General features: G+C 68.6%; 14 protein-coding genes and 1 pseudogene. 7 read left to right on the top strand and 8 right to left on the bottom strand.

Translation table 11 applies throughout. The features are described 5' to 3' along the window. Positions 1–14: 14 nt before the first annotated feature. Together BKA16_RS13600 and BKA16_RS13595 are read right to left on the bottom strand one after the other, a co-directional pair. Positions 15–1,115, bottom strand: coding sequence for a DUF4192 domain-containing protein (locus tag BKA16_RS13600; protein ID WP_183371149.1), 1,101 nt, complete (start codon positions 1,113–1,115; stop codon positions 15–17). A 124-nt stretch (positions 1,116–1,239) separates the two neighbouring features. Beyond that, positions 1,240–1,866, bottom strand: a complete 627-nt coding sequence (locus BKA16_RS13595; RefSeq protein ID WP_343067422.1) for a hypothetical protein — start codon at positions 1,864–1,866, stop codon at positions 1,240–1,242. A gap of 151 nt (positions 1,867–2,017) precedes the next feature. Between BKA16_RS13595 and BKA16_RS13590 the strand changes: the two genes are divergently transcribed. Beyond that, a complete protein-coding gene (locus BKA16_RS13590; RefSeq protein WP_183371148.1) occupies positions 2,018–2,995 on the top strand; it encodes a proteasome assembly chaperone family protein in 978 nt (325 codons plus the stop codon). Between the two features lie 155 nt (positions 2,996–3,150). Beyond that, complete coding sequence (locus BKA16_RS13585; protein ID WP_246372310.1) at positions 3,151–5,175, top strand: DEAD/DEAH box helicase; 2,025 nt, start codon at positions 3,151–3,153, stop codon at positions 5,173–5,175. A 23-nt stretch (positions 5,176–5,198) separates the two neighbouring features. Here BKA16_RS13585 and BKA16_RS13580 read toward each other — a convergent pair whose 3' ends face one another. Next, positions 5,199–6,143: a hydrogen peroxide-inducible genes activator gene (locus tag BKA16_RS13580; RefSeq protein WP_183371146.1), complete on the bottom strand. Its 945-nt coding sequence runs from the start codon at positions 6,141–6,143 to the stop codon at positions 5,199–5,201. A 144-nt stretch (positions 6,144–6,287) separates the two neighbouring features. On the opposite strand from BKA16_RS13580, the gene BKA16_RS13575 reads away from it, so the two are divergent. Next, the gene (locus BKA16_RS13575; RefSeq protein WP_183371145.1) at positions 6,288–6,869 is read left to right on the top strand and encodes a peroxiredoxin; all 582 of its coding nucleotides are present in this window, start codon (positions 6,288–6,290) and stop codon (positions 6,867–6,869) included. A gap of 47 nt (positions 6,870–6,916) precedes the next feature. Continuing rightward, entirely contained in the window at positions 6,917–7,444 is a 528-nt protein-coding gene (ahpD, locus tag BKA16_RS13570) for an alkylhydroperoxidase, AhpD family (RefSeq protein WP_183371144.1), read from the top strand. Between the two features lie 345 nt (positions 7,445–7,789). On the opposite strand, the gene BKA16_RS13565 is transcribed toward ahpD, so the two are convergent. Together BKA16_RS13565 and BKA16_RS13560 are read right to left on the bottom strand one after the other, a co-directional pair. Continuing rightward, a complete protein-coding gene (locus BKA16_RS13565; RefSeq protein ID WP_183371143.1) occupies positions 7,790–9,022 on the bottom strand; it encodes an aminotransferase family protein in 1,233 nt (410 codons plus the stop codon). Positions 9,023–9,087: 65 nt separating this feature from the next. Continuing rightward, positions 9,088–9,537: an SRPBCC family protein gene (locus tag BKA16_RS13560; protein ID WP_183371142.1), complete on the bottom strand. Its 450-nt coding sequence runs from the start codon at positions 9,535–9,537 to the stop codon at positions 9,088–9,090. A 162-nt stretch (positions 9,538–9,699) separates the two neighbouring features. Here BKA16_RS13560 and hrpA point away from each other — a divergent pair, with 162 nt between their 5' ends. Further along, on the top strand, positions 9,700–13,386 hold the full coding sequence (gene hrpA, locus BKA16_RS13555; protein ID WP_183371141.1) for an ATP-dependent RNA helicase HrpA: 3,687 nt from the start codon (positions 9,700–9,702) through the stop codon (positions 13,384–13,386). A gap of 19 nt (positions 13,387–13,405) precedes the next feature. Here the strand turns inward: hrpA and nrdR are convergent, their stop codons facing one another. Both nrdR and BKA16_RS13545 read right to left on the bottom strand, forming a co-directional pair. Then, entirely contained in the window at positions 13,406–13,852 is a 447-nt protein-coding gene (gene nrdR / locus BKA16_RS13550; RefSeq protein WP_183371140.1) for a transcriptional regulator NrdR, read from the bottom strand. Between the two features lie 48 nt (positions 13,853–13,900). Next, a complete protein-coding gene (locus BKA16_RS13545; RefSeq protein ID WP_246371769.1) occupies positions 13,901–14,560 on the bottom strand; it encodes a LysM peptidoglycan-binding domain-containing protein in 660 nt (219 codons plus the stop codon). Positions 14,561–14,683: 123 nt separating this feature from the next. Here BKA16_RS13545 and lexA point away from each other — a divergent pair, with 123 nt between their 5' ends. Next, entirely contained in the window at positions 14,684–15,355 is a 672-nt protein-coding gene (gene lexA / locus BKA16_RS13540) for a transcriptional repressor LexA (protein ID WP_183371139.1), read from the top strand. A 95-nt stretch (positions 15,356–15,450) separates the two neighbouring features. Then, positions 15,451–16,366 (top strand): annotated as a pseudogene (locus BKA16_RS13535) (IS5 family transposase). Between the two features lie 12 nt (positions 16,367–16,378). On the opposite strand, the gene BKA16_RS13530 reads toward BKA16_RS13535, so the two are convergent. Further along, positions 16,379–18,088, bottom strand: a complete 1,710-nt coding sequence (locus BKA16_RS13530; RefSeq protein ID WP_183371138.1) for a phosphoenolpyruvate--protein phosphotransferase — start codon at positions 18,086–18,088, stop codon at positions 16,379–16,381. Between the last annotated feature and the right edge of the window lie 41 nt (positions 18,089–18,129).

Below are 18,129 nucleotides of genomic sequence, written 5' to 3'. Positions count from 1 at the left end.
GCGTCCGCGCCGTGTCAGCCCGCGATCTGTCCGGTCGCGGGCGGAAGCGTGACGCCGAGACGTCGTGCGAGGTCGAACGACACGTCGGCCAGTCCGGCGAGGTCGGACGGACGCATGCCGTTCACCAGTGCCGTGTCGAGCAGATTCGCGAGGCTGTACGACGGATCGGCCGCATGTGCCGCGTCGAACGCGGCACTGGCGTAGGCACCGGAGCCCTCCATGTAGTGGAGGTAGCCCAGAAGCGTCGCGGCCGCCGCGCGCGGCGTTCCGCTCAGACGCCTGGTCAGTTCGAGCCACAGACGCTCCGCCGCCTCGCGGTGCACCGTGAGGCACAGGCCGATGACGGCGTCGCGCACATGCACCGACGCCAGCGCGGCGGCGATCGCGTTGAGTCGCTCGCAACTCAGACGCACCGGTCCGCGGGCGCAATCGAGGACGGCCTCGTACAGCACGATCAGCCGTTGTTCGTCGTCCGGGCCGATCGGCCCCGTGACGGGCGGCGGCGTCTGCTCGACGCATACCGGATCCTCGCAGTGTCCGATCGGTGTCAGCAGTGCGGCGATCTCCGACCGCGAACGCAGTACGGACCGGCCGGTCTCGAACGCCCGGTGCAGTGCGGCCGGTGACGCCTGCGGATCGCTGAGGACGCCGGTCTCGGCGATCTCCTCGCCGAGGAACATCTCCGACGTCGCCGATCGCCACACCGTGCGCCACGGCGCACCCGCCCGCAGTTCTCGGGCCGCGAACGCCGCGGCCACCCCGCCGATCGAAGCGAAGGCACGATCGAGGTCGCGGGCCAGACGGCGGAACCGCTCGTCGGCGGGATCTGATCTGTCGTCGACGAACACGGCCGCGGCCGCGTGCGCCCCGTACGAGGCCGCCAGCGCGCCGAGGCGACCGAGCAGGTCACGCAATGCGACCGGTGTCCGACCGCCTCTGGTGAACGAGACGTCGTGCCGCATCGTCGCCGTCACCCGCATGTCCGCGTCCAGACACATCACGACGATGGACCGCTCCGGCACGAACCCCAGCAGGGCCGGTGCCGCAGCGATGAGCGGATCGGGATCGACGACGGCGCGCGACCCCTCGATTCTGGTGCTGATCGTTATCTTCATGGGCCGACGATGCGCCGCGCCCGCGGCGCCGACCAGCCCTACTCACCGGTTGTGGAGCGTTCGCACCGCACTCCACAGATCCACCAGCGGCGATGCACCGTTCCCGTGGCGGAGACGGAACGGCTCAGCGGCCGAAGGCCGTGTCGTAGGCGGTGTCGAACAGTGTGCGCGTCGCGGCTCGCTCGGCGTCGCCGAGCTGTGCCGTCGCCGGGAATCTGTTCTGCACGTACAGGCGGACGTGTCCGCGCTGCGCGGTCAGCTCGTACACGCGCGTGTACGGCGTGCCGCCGTTGCTCAGTGTGCGCGCGCTCTCGACCGTGTCGTCGGCGGTCGCGAGGACGTCGGTGGACACGCGGGTGCCCACGGTTCCGCCGAGAGCGAAATCGGCGCACCGACGCAGGAGATCGAGGTGATCGCCGAAGGAGTCGGACGTTCGGGTCAGCGCGACGGTCAGCGTGCCGCCGGCCGCACCGCCGGGCCCCACCCGGATCTGCGCGTCTGCGGCGTCGACCGGCGCGGGAGTGCAGTCGGCGGGATCGTTCTCCGCGCGCAGCGGCGTGAAAGTGATGTCGGCCAGCGCATTCGCCGTCTGAGCTGCCGGGACCGGCGTCGCCGCGCCGAACGGAAACGCCGACGCGTCGACGATCCGCCCGGTCAGATCGGGCACGCGGACGGCGTCGCCGTCCACGGAGCAGGCGACCACCGACAGCGATATCGCCGCAATCGCCACCACGGCCTTCACTCCAGTCACACCACGCACACCTCCACTCTGCCATGCGGGAGCGGCGGCCGACGGGAATGCCCGGTGCGGGTGTCGTGTTGTAGCCCGTGACGCCGGTGCGAGACAATGGAGGTCCTCGCCCGGCACACCATGCCGACGACTAACGAAGAAGGGGGCACCGATGACCGACTCATCGATGGAGCCGAGTTCCCTGTATGAACTCGAATTCCCCGCTCCGGCCGTGTCCGGAGCAGAGGGCGACGGCCCCGTGCTCATCCACGCACTGGAGGGATACGCCGACGCCGGCCACGCCGTCTCGCTGGCCGCGTCCCACCTCCGCGATGCGCTCGACACCGAGCTCGTCGCCACGTTCAACGCCGACGAGCTGATCGACTACCGCTCGCGCCGTCCGATGATGACGTTCTCCGGCGTCGAATTCACCGACGTCGACATGCCGACGCTGACGATGCACGCGGTCCGCGACAACTCCGGGGCGCCGTTCCTCCTGTTGGAGGGCCCCGAGCCGGATCTGCGCTGGGAGCAGTTCGTCGCCGCGATGACCGGCCTGGCGCAGCGGTTCGGCGTCTCGCAGGTGGTCGGCCTCAACTCCATCACCATGGCCGTGCCGCACACGCGCCCGGCGTCGATCACCGCCCACGGCAACGACGAGGAGGCCATCGCCGACCTCCACCGCTGGGGCAACGAACTCAAGCTGCCCGGCAGCGCGTCGATGTTCCTCGAGCTGCGCCTCGGTCAGGCCGGATACCGGACGGCGGGTCTGTCGGCCCACGTGCCGCACTATCTGTCCCAGACCAACTATCCCGCCGCGGCGGCGGCGCTGGTCAAGGGGCTGGCCGACGTCACCGGTCTCGACCTGCCCGTCACGGCGTTGGAGAACGCCGCGACCGACATCCGCAAGCAGATCGACGGCGAGGTCGAGTCGAACGCCGAGGTGTCGGCCGTCGTGGCCGCGCTGGAGAACCAGTACGACGCGTATATGCGATCGAAGGACGAGCAGAAGTCTCTGCTGGCACCGGACGAGTCGATGCCGACCGGCGACGAACTCGGCGCCGAGTTCGAGAAGTTCCTGGCCGAGCACGCGGGCGAGTTCGGCGACACCGGATTCGGCGACACGGACGAAGGACGTGATCAGGCCTGAGCGATACGGCCGACCAAGCCGCGCTGCAGCCCGCTGCAGACGATCCCGCCCCGCCGCAGCCCGCTGTGACGACACCCGACCCGCTGCGGCCCACCCATGACGAAGATCTCGCGTTCGAGCGATTCGTCGACTGGTGGGCCGCCCGCGGCATCGACATGTATCCGCACCAGGAGGAGTCACTCCTCGAACTGGCGTCGGGCAGCAACGTCATTCTGGCCACGCCCACCGGGTCGGGCAAGTCGCTGGTCGCCTCGGGCGCCGTCTACTTCGCGTGGTGCCGCGGGCACCGCTCGTACTACACCGCGCCGATCAAGGCGCTGGTCAGCGAGAAGTTCTTCGATCTGTGCAATCAGTTCGGCGCCGAGAACGTCGGCCTGCTGACCGGCGACGCATCGGTCAACGCCGATGCGCCGATCGTGTGCGCCACCGCCGAGATCGTCGCCAACATCGCCCTGCGCGAGGGTCCGGACAACGATGTGGGCGTCCTCGTCGCCGACGAATTCCACTACTACGGTGAATCCGATCGCGGATGGGCATGGCAGGTCCCGCTCATCGAGCTCCCGCACCGCGACGCCGACGGCGACGGAACGCAGTTCCTGCTCATGTCGGCCACACTCGGCGACACCGAGTTCTTCGTCGACGATCTGACGAGACGGACCGGGCGCGACACGGTCGAGGTGACCGGTGTGCCCCGGCCGGTGCCGCTGCAGCACAGCTACGCCATGACGCCGATCCACGAGACCATCGAAGAACTCGTGTCCGTCGGCAAGTCGCCGGTGTACGTCGTGCACTTCACCCAGCAGCAGGCCGTCGAGCGCGGTCAAGCACTGCTGTCGGCCAAGCTCTGCACCAAAGAGGAGAAGGCCGCGATCGCCGACGCTCTCGGCGACTTCTCGTTCAGCACCGGGTTCGGCGGCACCCTCTCGAAGCTCCTGCGTTCGGGGATCGGCGTTCATCACGCCGGCATGCTCCCCCGGTACCGCCGTCTCGTCGAGCGACTCGCCCAGGCCGGTCTCCTCAAGGTCGTCGCGGGCACGGACACCCTCGGCGTCGGCATCAACGTCCCGATCCGCACCGTCCTGTTCGCGGGCCTCACCAAGTACGACGGAACCCGCACCCGCAGGCTCCGCGCCCGCGAGTTCCACCAGATCGCGGGCCGCGCCGGCCGCGCGGGCTTCGACACCGTCGGCTACGTCGTCGCGCAGGCTCCCGACCACGATGTGGAGAACGCGCGCCTGCTCGCCAAGGCGGGCGACGATCCGAAGAAGCTCAAGAAGATGGTGCGCCGCAAGGCACCGGAGGGCTTCGTCAGTTGGGGCGAGCAGACGTTCACCGCGTTGATCGACGCGCCCGACGAGCCGATGCGGTCCCACTTCAGGATGACCACCGCGATGCTCATGGAGGTCCTCGAACGCCCCGGCGACTGCTTCGCCGCGCTCCGGCACCTGCTCGAGGAGAATCACGAGCCGCGCAAACGACAGCTCCGGCACATCAAGCACACGATCGCCCTGTACCGCGACCTGTGCGAGACCGGCATCGTCACCAGACTCGACACTCCCGGCCCCGACGGCAGACACGTCGAACTGTCCGTCGACCTCCCGGAGAACTTCGCCCTCACCAATCCCCTGTCGGCCTTCGCCGTCGCCGCCTTCGAGCTCCTCGACGCCGACTCGGAGACCTACGTGCTCGACGTCGTGTCGATCGTCGAGTCGATCCTGGAGGATCCCCGCCAGGTGCTGATGGCACAGCGCAAAGCGGCCCGCGACGAGGCGATGGCGCAGATGAAGGCCGACGGCGTCGAGTACGAGGAGCGGATGGAGCGTCTCGAGGAGATCACCTGGCCGCAGCCGCTGGCCGAGGAGATCGGCTTCGCCTACGAAACCTACCGTCGCGGCCATCCGTGGCTGGCCGGCACGACGCCGTCGCCGAAGTCGGTGCTGCGCCACATGCTCGAGCGGAAGGCGACCTTCGCCGAGATGGTCTCCCAGTTCGGCCTCGCGCGCAGCGAAGGCGTCCTCCTGCGCTACCTGACCGACTGCTACCGCGCCCTCTCGAACGGGCTGCCGATGACCGCCGTGACCGATGCGATCGAGGACCTCACCGATGAGCTCGGCGAACTCATCCGCGGTGTCGACTCCAGCCTGCTCGACGAGTGGGCGGAGCTGACCGCCCAGGCGTAGACCCGGACCGTCGGCAGCGGGTCTCACACCGTCACGACCGGCACGGTCACGTCACCGCTCTGCGCGACGACCGCCGTGATGTCGTCGGCCAGGGAACGGTACGACTCCGCGCGCCCGGACGATTCCCGGAAGACCAGGCCGATGCGACGCCCCGGGCGCGGACGTGCGAACTCGGCGACGGCCAGACCGCCCGACGCGGTCTCGACGCCCACCGACGTCGCCGGAATCAGGGTGACGCCCAGACCGCCCTCCACACACTGCACCGCCGTCGTCAGGGACGCCGCCCGCGTCTGTTGCAGATCGGGGTCCACTCCGGCCCTCTGACAGACGTCGAGGGCCTGATCGCGCAGACAGTGCCCCTCGTCGAGCAGGAGCAGCGGCAGATCGGCGAGGAGTGCGGGCGACAGGCGCTTGCCACCGGCCAGCGGGTGGCCCGACGGCAGCGCGAGGAGGAAGTCCTCGTCGTACATGACGATCTCCCCGATGCCGGGCATGTTGGCGGGCAGGGCGAGCACCGCCGCATCGAGCGATCCGTCGCGGAGCTGCGCCAGCAGTCGGTCCGTCTGGTCCTCGATGACCAGCAGGTCGAGGTCGGGTCGACGCAGCGCGAGACCGCGCAGCACACGGGGCAGGATGTACGGCGCGATGGTCGGAATGATGCCGAGCCGCACTCGGCCGGCGAGCGGGTCCAGGTCCCCCGCAGCGTCGAGCAGGAAATCGTCCACCGCATCGCACGCCGCGATGGCGGCCGGGAGCAGCCGCTTCCCCTCCGGAGTCAGCATGACTCGCCGCGTCGTGCGCTCCACGAGCTGGAGCCCGAGGCCGGACTCCAGGCCCGCGAGAGCTTGGGACAGCGACGGCTGACTGACACCGAGTTCCGTTGCCGCCGAGCTGAAGTGCAGCTTCTTGGCCACGGCGACAAAGGCTCGGAGACCACCTATCGACGGCTGATATCTTTGATCAGTCATGCCTATCAATATAGTGCCTATCATCACGTTTACTTTTTAAGGGTGTTTGGGCAGAATCGATGTCAGACGGAGCACGGTGACCCCGGCTCCGCGGAGAGCGAAATCGCTTCTCCCCCATTCCAATCGATTTGAGGAGTACGTGTCATGGCACTGCTGACCATCGGCGACCAGTTCCCGGCCTACAATCTGACCGCAGTCATCGGCGGCGACCTGTCCAAGGTCGATGCGCAGCAGCCGGACGACTACTTCACCACGGTCACCTCCGACGACTACGCGGGCAAGTGGCGCATCGTCTTCTTCTGGCCCAAGGACTTCACCTTCGTGTGCCCGACCGAGATCGCCGCCTTCGGCAAGCTGAACGACGAGTTCGCCGACCGCGACGCACAGGTCCTGGGCGCATCGGTCGACAACGAGTTCGTCCACTTCCAGTGGCGTGCACAGCACGACGAGCTCAAGACCCTGCCGTTCCCGATGCTCTCGGACCTCAAGCGCGAGCTCGTCGAGGCGACCGGTGTCCTGAACGCCGACGGTGTCGCCGATCGCGCCACGTTCATCGTCGACCCGAACAACGAGGTCCAGTTCGTCTCGGTCACTGCCGGTTCGGTCGGCCGCAACGTCGACGAGGTCCTGCGTGTCCTCGATGCTCTGCAGTCGGACGAGCTGTGCGCGTGCAACTGGCGCAAGGGCGACCCGACCATCAACGCCGCAGAACTGATGTCGGCCTGATCACAGGCATCGAGCCCGTCCATTTCGCACGTAGAAGGAGCACGTCCGTGAGCATCGACAACCTGAAGGCCGCTCTACCGGAGTACGCCAAGGACCTCAAGCTGAACCTCGGTTCGATCAGCCGCACCACCGCGCTGAACGAGCAGCAGCTGTGGGGTGCACTGCTGGCCACCGCCGCAGCCACCCGCAACGCGACCGTCCTCAAGGAGATCGCCGACGAGGCCGCCGACACCCTCTCGGCCGAGGCGTACAACGCCGCTCTCGGCGCCGCGTCGATCATGGGCATGAACAACGTCTTCTACCGCGGTCGCAGCTTCCTCGACGGGAAGTACGACGACCTGCGTCCGGGCCTGCGGATGAACATCATCGGCAACCCGGGTGTGGAGAAGGCCGACTTCGAGCTGTGGTCGCTGGCCGTCTCGGCGGTCAACGGCTGCCACCACTGCGTCGGCGCGCACGAGAACGTCGTCCGCGAAGCGGGCGTCGACCGCGAGGCCGTCTTCGAGACGCTCAAGGTCGCGTCGGTCGTCGCCGGTGTCGGCCAGGCGATCACCGCCGCCGAAGCTCTCGCCTGAGCACCGCTGTACCAGTAACAGATTCGCGCCCCGCCAGTCGTCCGGCGGGGCGCGAATCGCATCCGGGGCGAGGGGCGTGCGACCCGGTTCGGCCGAGCCGATGCCTCTGCGGTCGCGGAACGAAACGAAACGGACCCCGTGCCGCGCGACGTTCGCGCGAACACGGGGTCCGTCCTCTTCGGGGGTCGGCGACCGCCGACTGGCTGATGGATCTCAGTCAGTCAGTCAGGCGACGGCCACCTCCATAGTCCGATGAGAGATCATTGTTCGGACCACCTCCTTTCCCTTGACGAGACAAACGCTACGCCGGGGCGGAGACGGCCCGCAACGGATTTAACGCGGAACCTACAGCTCGTTCAGAGCCTTCGTGAATCGGTCGGCCATCTCGCCGACCTCCTCGGTCGTCATGACGAACGCGGGCGAGATCTGCAACGCGCCCTGGCCCGCGGCACGCGAGGACACGCCGTGCTCGCGGAGCTTGCCGATCGCGGCCATCGCCTTGCTCGGGTCGGCGAGCTGCACCGCCGTGACGGCGCCCAGACCGGTGCGGACCTCGGCGACGGCGTCCAACTCGGCCAGTGGCGAGAACGCCTGCGCCAGATCTGATTCGAGGCGGTCGGCGCCGTCGAGCAGGTTCTCGCGCTCGATGATGTCCAGGTTGGCCAGCGCGGCCGCGGCCGACGCGTTGTGGCCGCCGTAGGTGTAGCCGTGACGGAACCAGGTGCCGCCGGCGAAGAACGGCTCGGCGACGTTCGGTGCGACGATGAGCGCGCCCATCGGCACGTAGCCGCTGGTGAGGCCCTTGGCGGTGGTCATCATGTCGGGCTGCAGATCGAATCGCGCCGACGCGAACCACTGCCCTGCGCCGATGCGGCCGAAGCCGGTGACGACCTCGTCGGCGACGAACAGGACGTCGTGGTCGCGGCAGATCTCGCGGACCTCGCGCAGATAACCCTCCGGCGGCAGATACACGCCGCCCGCACCGATGATCGGCTCGACGAAGAACGCGGCGATGTTGTCCGCGCCGACTCGTTCGATCAGACCGAGCAGGCTCTTCGCGTCGTCCCAGTCGACGGTCTCGGTGTCCGGCAGGATCTGGCCGTACCCCTCGGCGTTCGCCGGAATGCCCGCCAGCGAGGTGCCCGCGGCATGCATGCCGTGATACGCCTTGGTGCGACCGACGACGATCTTCTTATCCGGCTTGCCCTGCTCCACCCAGTAGCGACGGGCCAGCTTGAACGCGCTGTCGACCGAGTCGGAGCCGCCGAGGGTGAACAGCACCTTGGAGCCGGCCACCGGTGCCATGCCCGCCACGCGCTCGGCGAGCTCGAGCGTCACGTCCGAGGCGAAGTCGCCGAAGTTCGAGTAGTGCGCGATCGTCGACAGCTGCTTGGCGACCGCTTCGGCCACCTCGGTGCGGCCGTGGCCGATGTTGGTGAACCACAGTCCAGCGGTGGCGTCGATGTACTCGCCGCCCTTGTCGTCGAAGATTCGGGTGCCGTCGCCGCGCGTGATGACGAACGGGCCGCTCGCCGTGACCGCACCCATGTCTGCAAAGCCGTGCCAAAGAGATCCCATAGACCAAATATCGCACGCCGACGGCCGCTCGTGCTCGGTGGCACCGAGAAATGTGAGCCTATCGGTCAGGCGTGTGACCGGGCGAGTTCGGCGAGCCGGTCGATCGACGCCATGAGCTTGTCCGACGTCGTCGCCCGCGCCCGCACTTCTCGCTGCTCATCGCGCAGTTCGGTCCAGTCGTAGGTGTGCGTCACCACGGCCCCGTCGCCGGTCGGTTCGATCTCCCACCGCCACAGGTGCCCGGGCGGATCCTGACCGACTTCAGAAGGGCGCCAGGCGATCAGCCGCCCCTCGTCGAACTCGACGACGTGATTGCGGCGCACGGCGCCCACCGTGAGCACGGTGTCGAACGTGTCGCCGACCGCCTGCACTCGCTGCCCCGGCTCGGCGGCGGCGAGATTGTCGTTCCCGTCCCACTCCGGCTGGCGCGCCGGATCGGCGATCAGCTCGAAGACTGTCGCCGAGGAGGCCGCCACCACTCGCCTCGCCGTCACGATCCGCTGCTCCGCACTCATGTCGACAAGCGAATCACTCTCCGCGCGGCTGAGCAACACCTGCCGCGGCAGCCACCGGGTTCGTCATCGGCCCATCGACCACCGCAGCACGTGGGATGCGATCAGTCGTCCGGGCATCGCTCATGCGACTCGGTTGTGCCGCAGCCGTAGACTGACGACATCATGTCGTCGCCTCTGACCATCACCTATCCGCCGGAGCTCCCCGTCAGCGCGTGCCGCGAGGAGATCGCCGCCGCCATCGCCGACCACCAGGTGGTCGTCATCGCGGGCGAGACCGGATCGGGTAAGACCACCCAGCTCCCCAAGATCTGTCTCGAACTCGGCCGGACCGCCATCGGCCACACTCAGCCGCGCCGCATCGCCGCGACGTCGGTCGCCACCCGTATCGCCGACGAGCTCGGCACCGAGATCGGCGACGCCGTCGGCTACCAGGTGCGCTTCTCGGACAAGAGCTCGCGCTCGACGCAGATCAAAGTGATGACCGACGGCATCCTGCTCCGCGAGATCACCACCGATCCGCTGCTGCGCGGCTATGACACGATCATCATCGACGAGGCCCACGAGCGCAGCCTCAACATCGACTTCCTGCTCGGCTACCTCAAACAGCTGCTGCCCAGGCGCCGCGACCTCAAGGTCGTCATCACCTCGGCCACCATCGAGCCGGACCGGTTCGCCCGCCATTTCGCCGGGCCGGACGACGAGGTGCCGATCCTCGAGGTGTCCGGACGGACGTATCCGGTCGAGGTGCGGTATCGCCCCCTGGCCGCCGACGACGAGGACCACGCCGACCTCGACCAGATCGCGGCCATCGACGCGGCGGTCGGCGAGCTCTGGTCGGGCGGGGCCGGTGACGTCCTGGTGTTCCTGCCCACCGAACGCGACATCCGCGAGACCGCGGAAGCCCTCGGCCGGAAGCGTCAGAGCGCCGAGATCGTGCCCCTGTACGCTCGCCTGTCCGTCGCCGAACAGCATCGGGTGTTCGCGCCGTCGAACGGCCGACGCATCGTGCTCGCCACCAACGTCGCCGAGACCTCGCTGACGGTGCCCGGCATCCGTTATGTGATCGACGCGGGCACGGCGCGTATCTCGCGGTACTCGACGCGGACCAAGGTGACGCGTCTGCCGATCGAGAAGGTCTCGCAGGCCAGCGCGCGGCAGCGCGCCGGCCGCTGCGGTCGCGTGGCGCCCGGCGTCTGCATCCGCCTCTACGCCGAGGACGACTTCGACGCCCGCCCCGAGTACACCGATCCGGAGATCCTGCGCAGCAACCTCGCCGCGGTCATCCTGTCGATGCTGTCCCTGCGACTCGGCGACATCGCCGACTTCCCGTTCGTGCAACCGCCCGAGGCGCGCGCCGTCCGCGACGGCATGGCACTGCTGTCCGAGCTCGGCGCGGTCACCGACACCGACTCCGCGGTGGCCCGGCTGACCAAGGTCGGCACCACGCTGGCGCGTCTGCCCGTGGATCCCCGCCTCGGGCGCATGCTGGTGGCCGGACACGAGAACGGATGTCTCGACCACGTTCTCGTGATCGCCGCCGCTCTCGCGCTGCCCGACGTCCGCGAGTTTCCCTCCGACAGACGCGAGGCCGCGCAGACCGCGCACCGCCGTCACGCGGTGCCCGGATCGGAGTTCATGGGCTATCTCAAACTCTGGTCGTACCTGCAGGAGCGCCGCGACGAGCTGTCCGGCAACCAGTTCCGTCGCCAGTGCGAACGCGAATTCATCCACTACCTGCGAGTACGCGAGTGGTGGGACCTGCACCGCCAGCTCAAACGCACCGTACGCGACCTGAAATGGCAGATCCCCGACACCGAGGCCGACGCGACCGCCGTCCACAAGTCGGTCCTGACCGGGCTCCTCACGAACGTCGGCGCCCGCCAGGGCGACACCCGGGAGTTCCTCGGCACACGAGGAACCAAGTTCACGATCTTCCCCGGGTCGTTCCTGTCGTCGAAGCCGCCCGCGTTCGTCGTCGCCGCCGAGCTGATGGAGACGTCCCGACTCTTCGCGCACACCGTCGCCGCCATCGATCCGGAGTGGGTCGAGCAGGCCGCCGCCGACCTCGTCACCCGCACCTACAGCGAACCGCACTGGTCCACGCGTCGCGGTGCCGTGATGGCCTACGAGCGCGTCACCCTCTACGGTGTACCGCTCGTCGCCCAGCGCCGCGTGCACTACGGCTCGATCGACCCGAAAACCGCGCGCGAGATCTTCATCACCGAGGCTCTCGTCGGCGGCCGCTGGCGCACCCGCCACGCGTTCGCCGCGCACAACGCCGATCTCCTCAAGGAGGTCGAAGACCTCGAGCATCGTGCGCGACGGCGCGATGTCGGGATGAGCGACACGGAGCTGTTCGAGTTCTATGACGCCCGGATCCCGGCGACGGTCGTCTCGGCCCGCCATTTCGATTCGTGGTGGAAGAAGGCCGGCCGCACCGATCCGACACTGCTCGATCTGACGCCGGACATGTTCGCTGCCGACGACACGCCCCAGGCCTCGGAGTTCCCGTCGGCGTGGCGGCAGGGCGAGACACGTCTGGAACTGCGCTACCACTTCTCACCGGGGGCGCCCGATGACGGAGTGACCGTCGTCGTCCCGCGCGCCCTGCTCGACCACGTCCACGACGGCGGATTCGACTGGCTGGTCCCCGGCATGCGGACCGAACTCGTCACCGCGCTCATCAAGTCGCTCCCGAAGGGGCTCCGCAAGTCGATGTCGCCCGCCGCCCGATACGCCGATCTCGCTCTGGAGTCGCTGTCGCCGCGGGCGGAGGCCCTGCTCCCGGCGTTGGCTCGTGAACTCTCGTCGATCACTCGTATCTCCCTGGGCCCCAGAGACTTCCGACCTGAGAACCTACCCGCGCATCTGCGGATGCACTATGCGGTGACCGATCCGGAGGGCGCGGTCATAGCACGGTCGGACCGGCTCGGAGACCTTCGGGACCAGTTCACCGGCGGCTCGCCGACCGCGCGGACGACCGGGGGTGAGATGTTCTCATCCTGGTCGGCGGACGGAATCGGCACTCTCGCCGACCACCGTGTTCAGACCCTGGCCGGGCAGCAGGTCACCCGGTATCCGACACTCGCGGTGACACCCGGCCGGGGTGTCCGCATCGTCGACGTGTCGACCCCCGCGGCGCGCGATGCCGGAATCGTCGCCGGAGTCCGCGAACTCCTCAGCAGCACCGTCGCACCGCCGAGTCGACGTCTGGCCTCCTCGTTGGCGCCCGCGCACAAGCTCGCGTTGAGCCAGAGCCCGTATCGCGACGTCGACGCCCTCCTCGCCGACTGCACACGACGAGCCGTGATCGACGTCCTCGCCGGCGACACCGCCGTCGCACGCATTCGATCGGCGGCCGACTTCGACGCTCTCTCGGCCCGGCTCGCGCCCACCGTCAGGTCCGCCGCACCCGACTACTTCATGGCCGCGGTCGACGCCTTCGCCGAGTACGCGCAGGTCCGACGCGCCGTCGATCGACACGTGGGCACCCTCGCCGCCGACGACGTGGCCGATCAGATCGCGAATCTTGTCTTCGACGGTTTCGTCGGCGTCACGCCCGGACCTCGCCTACGCGCACTTCCCCGCTACCTGGAGGCCGCACGTCTGCGCCTGGACGCCCTGCCGGCGTCCGCGTCCCGGGACAACGCGGGCACGGCCGTGATCGATCGGCTGGTGGCCGCATGGAATCAGCGGCTCGCGCAGGTGCCGGAGTCTCGCCACGACGCGCTGAACGAGATGGTGCAGTGGCAGCTGGAGGAGTTGCGCGTCAGTCTCTTCGCCCAGCAGCTCGGCACGGACGGGCCGGTCTCGGAGAAGCGGGTCCGCAAGGCGATCGACGGCTTCTGACGCCGTCGATCGGCGACCCTCACACGCGATTGCGCAGCTCGTCGATCTCGTGTTGGAAGTCGTCCGCGGACTCGAACGACTTGTAGACCGACGCGAACCGCAGGTAGGCGACCTCGTCGAGATCACGGAGCGGTCGCAGGATCGCCAGTCCCACCTCGTTGCTGGGGATCTCCGCCGAACCCGACCCGCGAACCGCGTCCTCGACCTGCGACGCGAGCTTCGCGAGTTCGTCCTCGTTGACATGCCTTCCCTGGCAGGCACGGCGAACACCCTTCATGACCTTCTCGCGACTGAACGGCTCAGACACGCCGTTGCGTTTCAGGACGGAGAGGACCGCGGTCTCGACGGTGCTGAATCGGCGACCGCACTCCGCGCACGATCGACGGCGGCGGATCGCCATGCCGTCGTCTCCGACGCGGGAGTCCACCACTCGTGTGTCGTCGTTCTTGCAGAACGGGCAGCGCATGTCACGAGAATACCCGCCGCCCGCATGGGGACTCACACGTGCGCCCGACTAGCGGTACGCAGGCGCCACGAGCGGCTGACTGACCCGCAGGCCCGCGGTGTCGAGGTGATTCAGTTCGCGCAGCTGCTCCACGACGCCCGCGACGGGAAGCGTCGGCGCGATCCGCTGCGCGACGTCCGAGAGCGACTCCCCGGTCCGCACATGAACCACCTGGGTGCTGCCCGGCGTCGAGGGCGTGGCCGCGTCCTCGACGTTCGAACCGACGACGGCGACCAGCCAGACGGCACCGGCGAGCACGGCACCCACCCCGAGCGCGCCGATCGTTCGTCGACGCCGGATCGCCGGGTCGATGTTCGAATGCCGACTCGGCGCCACCGCCCTCGCCGAATGTTCGAACGTCTCCGCGGACACGGCACTCCGAGCGCGCGGCTCCCACTGCTTCGGCTGCTCGCCGCGGCGGCTCGCGGGGTCGCCCGTTCGACGCGGCGGCCGTCCCGTCGGTCGGCATCGCTCGCCCGCCCGCACCGTGTCGGCCGATGCGACAGGCCGCAGCCGGACGACCGGAACGTCGCAGGTCATAGTGCTCTCACGGATGCGCTTGGGAGCGCGGACGTACTGCTCGTCGGTGCGCGAGATCAGTGCCTGACTCATCGGATGCTCCTCATCGATCGTCTGTTCGAAGAACTCTTGTTCGATAGTTAACACCATGGGTCCGACAATGTCAGCAACACGTCGAACAATTGTTTGAAATCTGTGATCTGTTCGACTAGTGTCGGGGCAGAGCCAATCGCGATGTTCGAATGATCACCGCGCAATGAGGAAGGACCGACGATGACTGACGAGCCCGACCCCCTGCTCTCGACCTCGACCCTGGAGGCGTCCCTGACGCAGCGCCAGCGGGAGGTGCTCGAGGTCATTCGCAAGTCGGTCCGCGAACGCGGCTACCCGCCCAGCATCCGAGAGATCGGTGAGGCCGTCGGCCTCACCTCCACATCGTCGGTGGCGCACCAGCTCCGCACGCTCGAGCGTCGCGGACTGCTCAAGCGCGATCCGCATCGCCCCCGGGCGGTCAACGTGCGCGACGACAACCGCACCCCTCCTGCCGACGACTCGTCGGAGTCGCTGCCGAGGCCGACGTTCGTCCCGGTGCTCGGTCGCATCGCCGCGGGTGGTCCGATCCTGGCCGAGCAGGCGGTCGAGGACGTCTTCCCGATGCCCAAGGAACTCGTCGGCGACGGATCGCTCTTCATGCTCCGCGTGGTCGGCGAGTCGATGGTCGACGCCGCCATCTGCGACGGCGACTGGGTGGTGGTGCGTCAGCAGAACGTCGCCGAGAACGGCGACATCGTCGCCGCGATGATCGACGGCGAGGCCACCGTCAAGACGTTCAAGCGTCGGGACGGACACGTGTGGCTGATGCCGCACAACGAACACTTCGATCCGATTCCCGGCGACGACGCCGCGATCCTCGGCAAAGTGGTCACCGTGATGCGCCGCATCTGAGTGCGCGCCCGGCCGCCCTGGCCGATCGCACCTGGCCGATCACTGCTAGGGCGTGTCTCCCAAGTCTGGGCGCCGTTGCGCGGCATGCTGCTTTCGTGGGAACCACGAGATCGCGTTTTCAGGTGTTCACAGACGATGAGTGGGATCTGATCGAACCATTGCTGCCGTCTAATGCCGGCAAGCAAGCGCGTCCGTTCGCCGACAACAGGCGTGTTGTGGAAGGCATCGCCTATCGGTACCGAGCCGGGATTCCGTGGCGGGATCTGCCGCGTGATCAGTTCGGTCCATGGCAGACGGTGTGGAAGCGACACCGCCGCTACGCGGCCGATGGAACCTGGGACCTGATCCTGGCGCATGTCCTTGCCGACGCTGACGCCGACGGGGACATCGACTGGAGCGTCTCGATCGACGGCACGATCAACCGTGCACACCAGCACGCGACGAACACGACCCGACCCGAGCAGGACACAGGGGGCATCCTCGAATTACAAGAATCTCCCCTTCGAGGAGATTGAACCAGCAGGTCACGGCATCGGCCGATCCCGTGGAGGACTGACCACGAAGATCCATCACGCCGTCGACGGCAACGGTCGGCCGCTGGCCGTGGTGATCACCGGCGGCCAGCGTAACGACGGCGTCATGCTCCCGGCCGTACTGGAAGACATTTACGTTCCCCGCCACGGCCCGGGAAGGCCGCGGACCCGGCCGGACACGGTCATCGCCGACCGCGCCTACGCCTCCGGCGTCACCCGCGGCTATCTGCGGCGGCGCGGAATCTGCGCGGCGATCCCGGAGAAGCAGGACACGATCGCAGCCCGTGGTCGGCGTGGAAGCAAGGGCGGACGACCACCGGCCTTCAATGCCACCGCCTACAAGAACCGCAACGTCGTCGAGCGTTCGTTCGCCTACATCAAACAGTGGCGCGGTCTGGCCACTCGCTACGACAAACTCGCGATCACCTACCGGGCCGGGGCCGTCCTCAGCGCAATCCTGACCTGGCTACGCAGATAAAGGAGACACGCCCTAGCCGATCACTGCTCGGGCGGCCTCGCGGGCGGCGATCGCACTCGTCGCGGTCGAGGCTGCCCGGGCGGCGTCGCGACACTGAGCCATGCTCACGGCGCTCAACTTGAGCCCGACGGCCGGCGACGCGGCGGGGGCCGACGAGAGCGATCGCACGCCCAGACCCACCAGCACGCACGCCAGGAGCGGGTCTGCCGCCGCCTCACCGCACACGCCGACGTTCTTGCCCGCCCGTTCGCCCGCCGCGCCGACCATGCCGATGAGGGACAGCACGGCGGGCTGCCAGGGATCGGTCAGCGACGCCAGCTCGGGGGACATCCGATCGGCGGCCATCGTGTACTGCGTCAGATCGTTGGTGCCGATCGAGACGAAGTCGACCTCGGCGAGGATCGCATCGGCCAGAACCGCCGCCGACGGCACCTCGACCATCACACCCGGTACCAGACCGCGTGAGCGCACCTGCTCCGCGAACTCACGCGCCTCGTCGACCGTGGCGATCATCGGCGCCATGACCCACGGCACGGACGCCACCCCTTCCGCGGCCGCGGCGAGCGCGTCGAGTTGGCCGCGGCGGATCTCCGGATGCGCGACGGCGGTGCGGTTTCCACGCACGCCCATCGCCGGATTCGGTTCCTCCTCGGTCTCGACGAACCGCAGCGGCTTGTCCGATCCCGCGTCGAGAGTGCGGATGACGACCTTCTGTCCCGCGAACGCGTCGATCACCTCGCGGTAGAGCGCGGTCTGCTCCTCGACGGTGGGCTCGGTGGCCCGATCCAGGAACGCCAGTTCGGTCCGGAACAGGCCGACGCCTTCGACGGGCGCCGAGGAGGCCGTACGCGCCGAGACGCCGTCCGCGACGTTGGCCAGGATCGCGACCGGATGCCCGTCCGCGGTGACTCCCGGACCGCGCCACGCCGCCGCGGCCGCGGCCTGATCGCGGGCCCGGGCGACGGCGGCTTCGATCAACGCCGCGTCCGGATCGGACCCGACCTCACCGGTCGTCCCGTCCACATAGCCCATCGCACCCGACACGATCTGATCGAGGTCCGCCGCCGCGACGACGCACGGGATGCCGAGTTGGCGCGCGATGATCGCCGTATGGCTGCTCGGGCCGCCCAATCGCATCGCCAGGCCGACGACGAGGTCGGGATCCAGGCCGGCGGTATCGGCGGGAGCGAGATCGTCGGCGCAGAGGATCGACGGAACGTCCGGCGTGGGTATCCCCGGCTCGGGCAGCCCGAGGAGTTCGGCGATCACCCGGTCGCGCACGTCTCGCAGGTCGGTGACGCGTTCGGCCATGAGACCGCCGAGCTTGGTGAACATCTCGACGAACTTCTCGGTGGCGGCCGCGGCGGCCGCCGGCGCCGGTGTGCCCGCGTCGATGAGGCCCGCCGCGGTGGAGATCCATCCGCGGTCGCGTGCGAGGCCCGCGGTGGCGGTGAGCACCTCGGCGGACACCCCCGTGCTGTGGGACGCGCGATCGGCCAGTCGCGCGCCGACCGCCTCGGCCGCACGCGTGAACGCGTCCTTCTGCTCCTCCCGCTCGTCCTCGGCCAGGTCCGGCGCCGCGGTGTCGATCCGCGGACGGTCGCCCACCCGGATCACCGGACCGTAGGCGAGTCCACCGACGACCGGGGTGCCGGCGACGACGACCGAGGCGTCGAACGGATTGGTGGCGGAGGCGGTGGAAGAGGTGTCGCTCTGCGTCATGTGAGTGAGGTTACAAGAAAGCCTTGACTATACAAGCGATA

It is taken from the genome of Gordonia humi (assembly GCF_014197435.1).
Lineage (GTDB): Bacteria > Actinomycetota > Actinomycetes > Mycobacteriales > Mycobacteriaceae > Gordonia > Gordonia humi.
The sequence above is the reverse complement of the archived record's forward strand: the minus strand, read 5'-3'. Positions and strand labels throughout refer to the sequence as shown.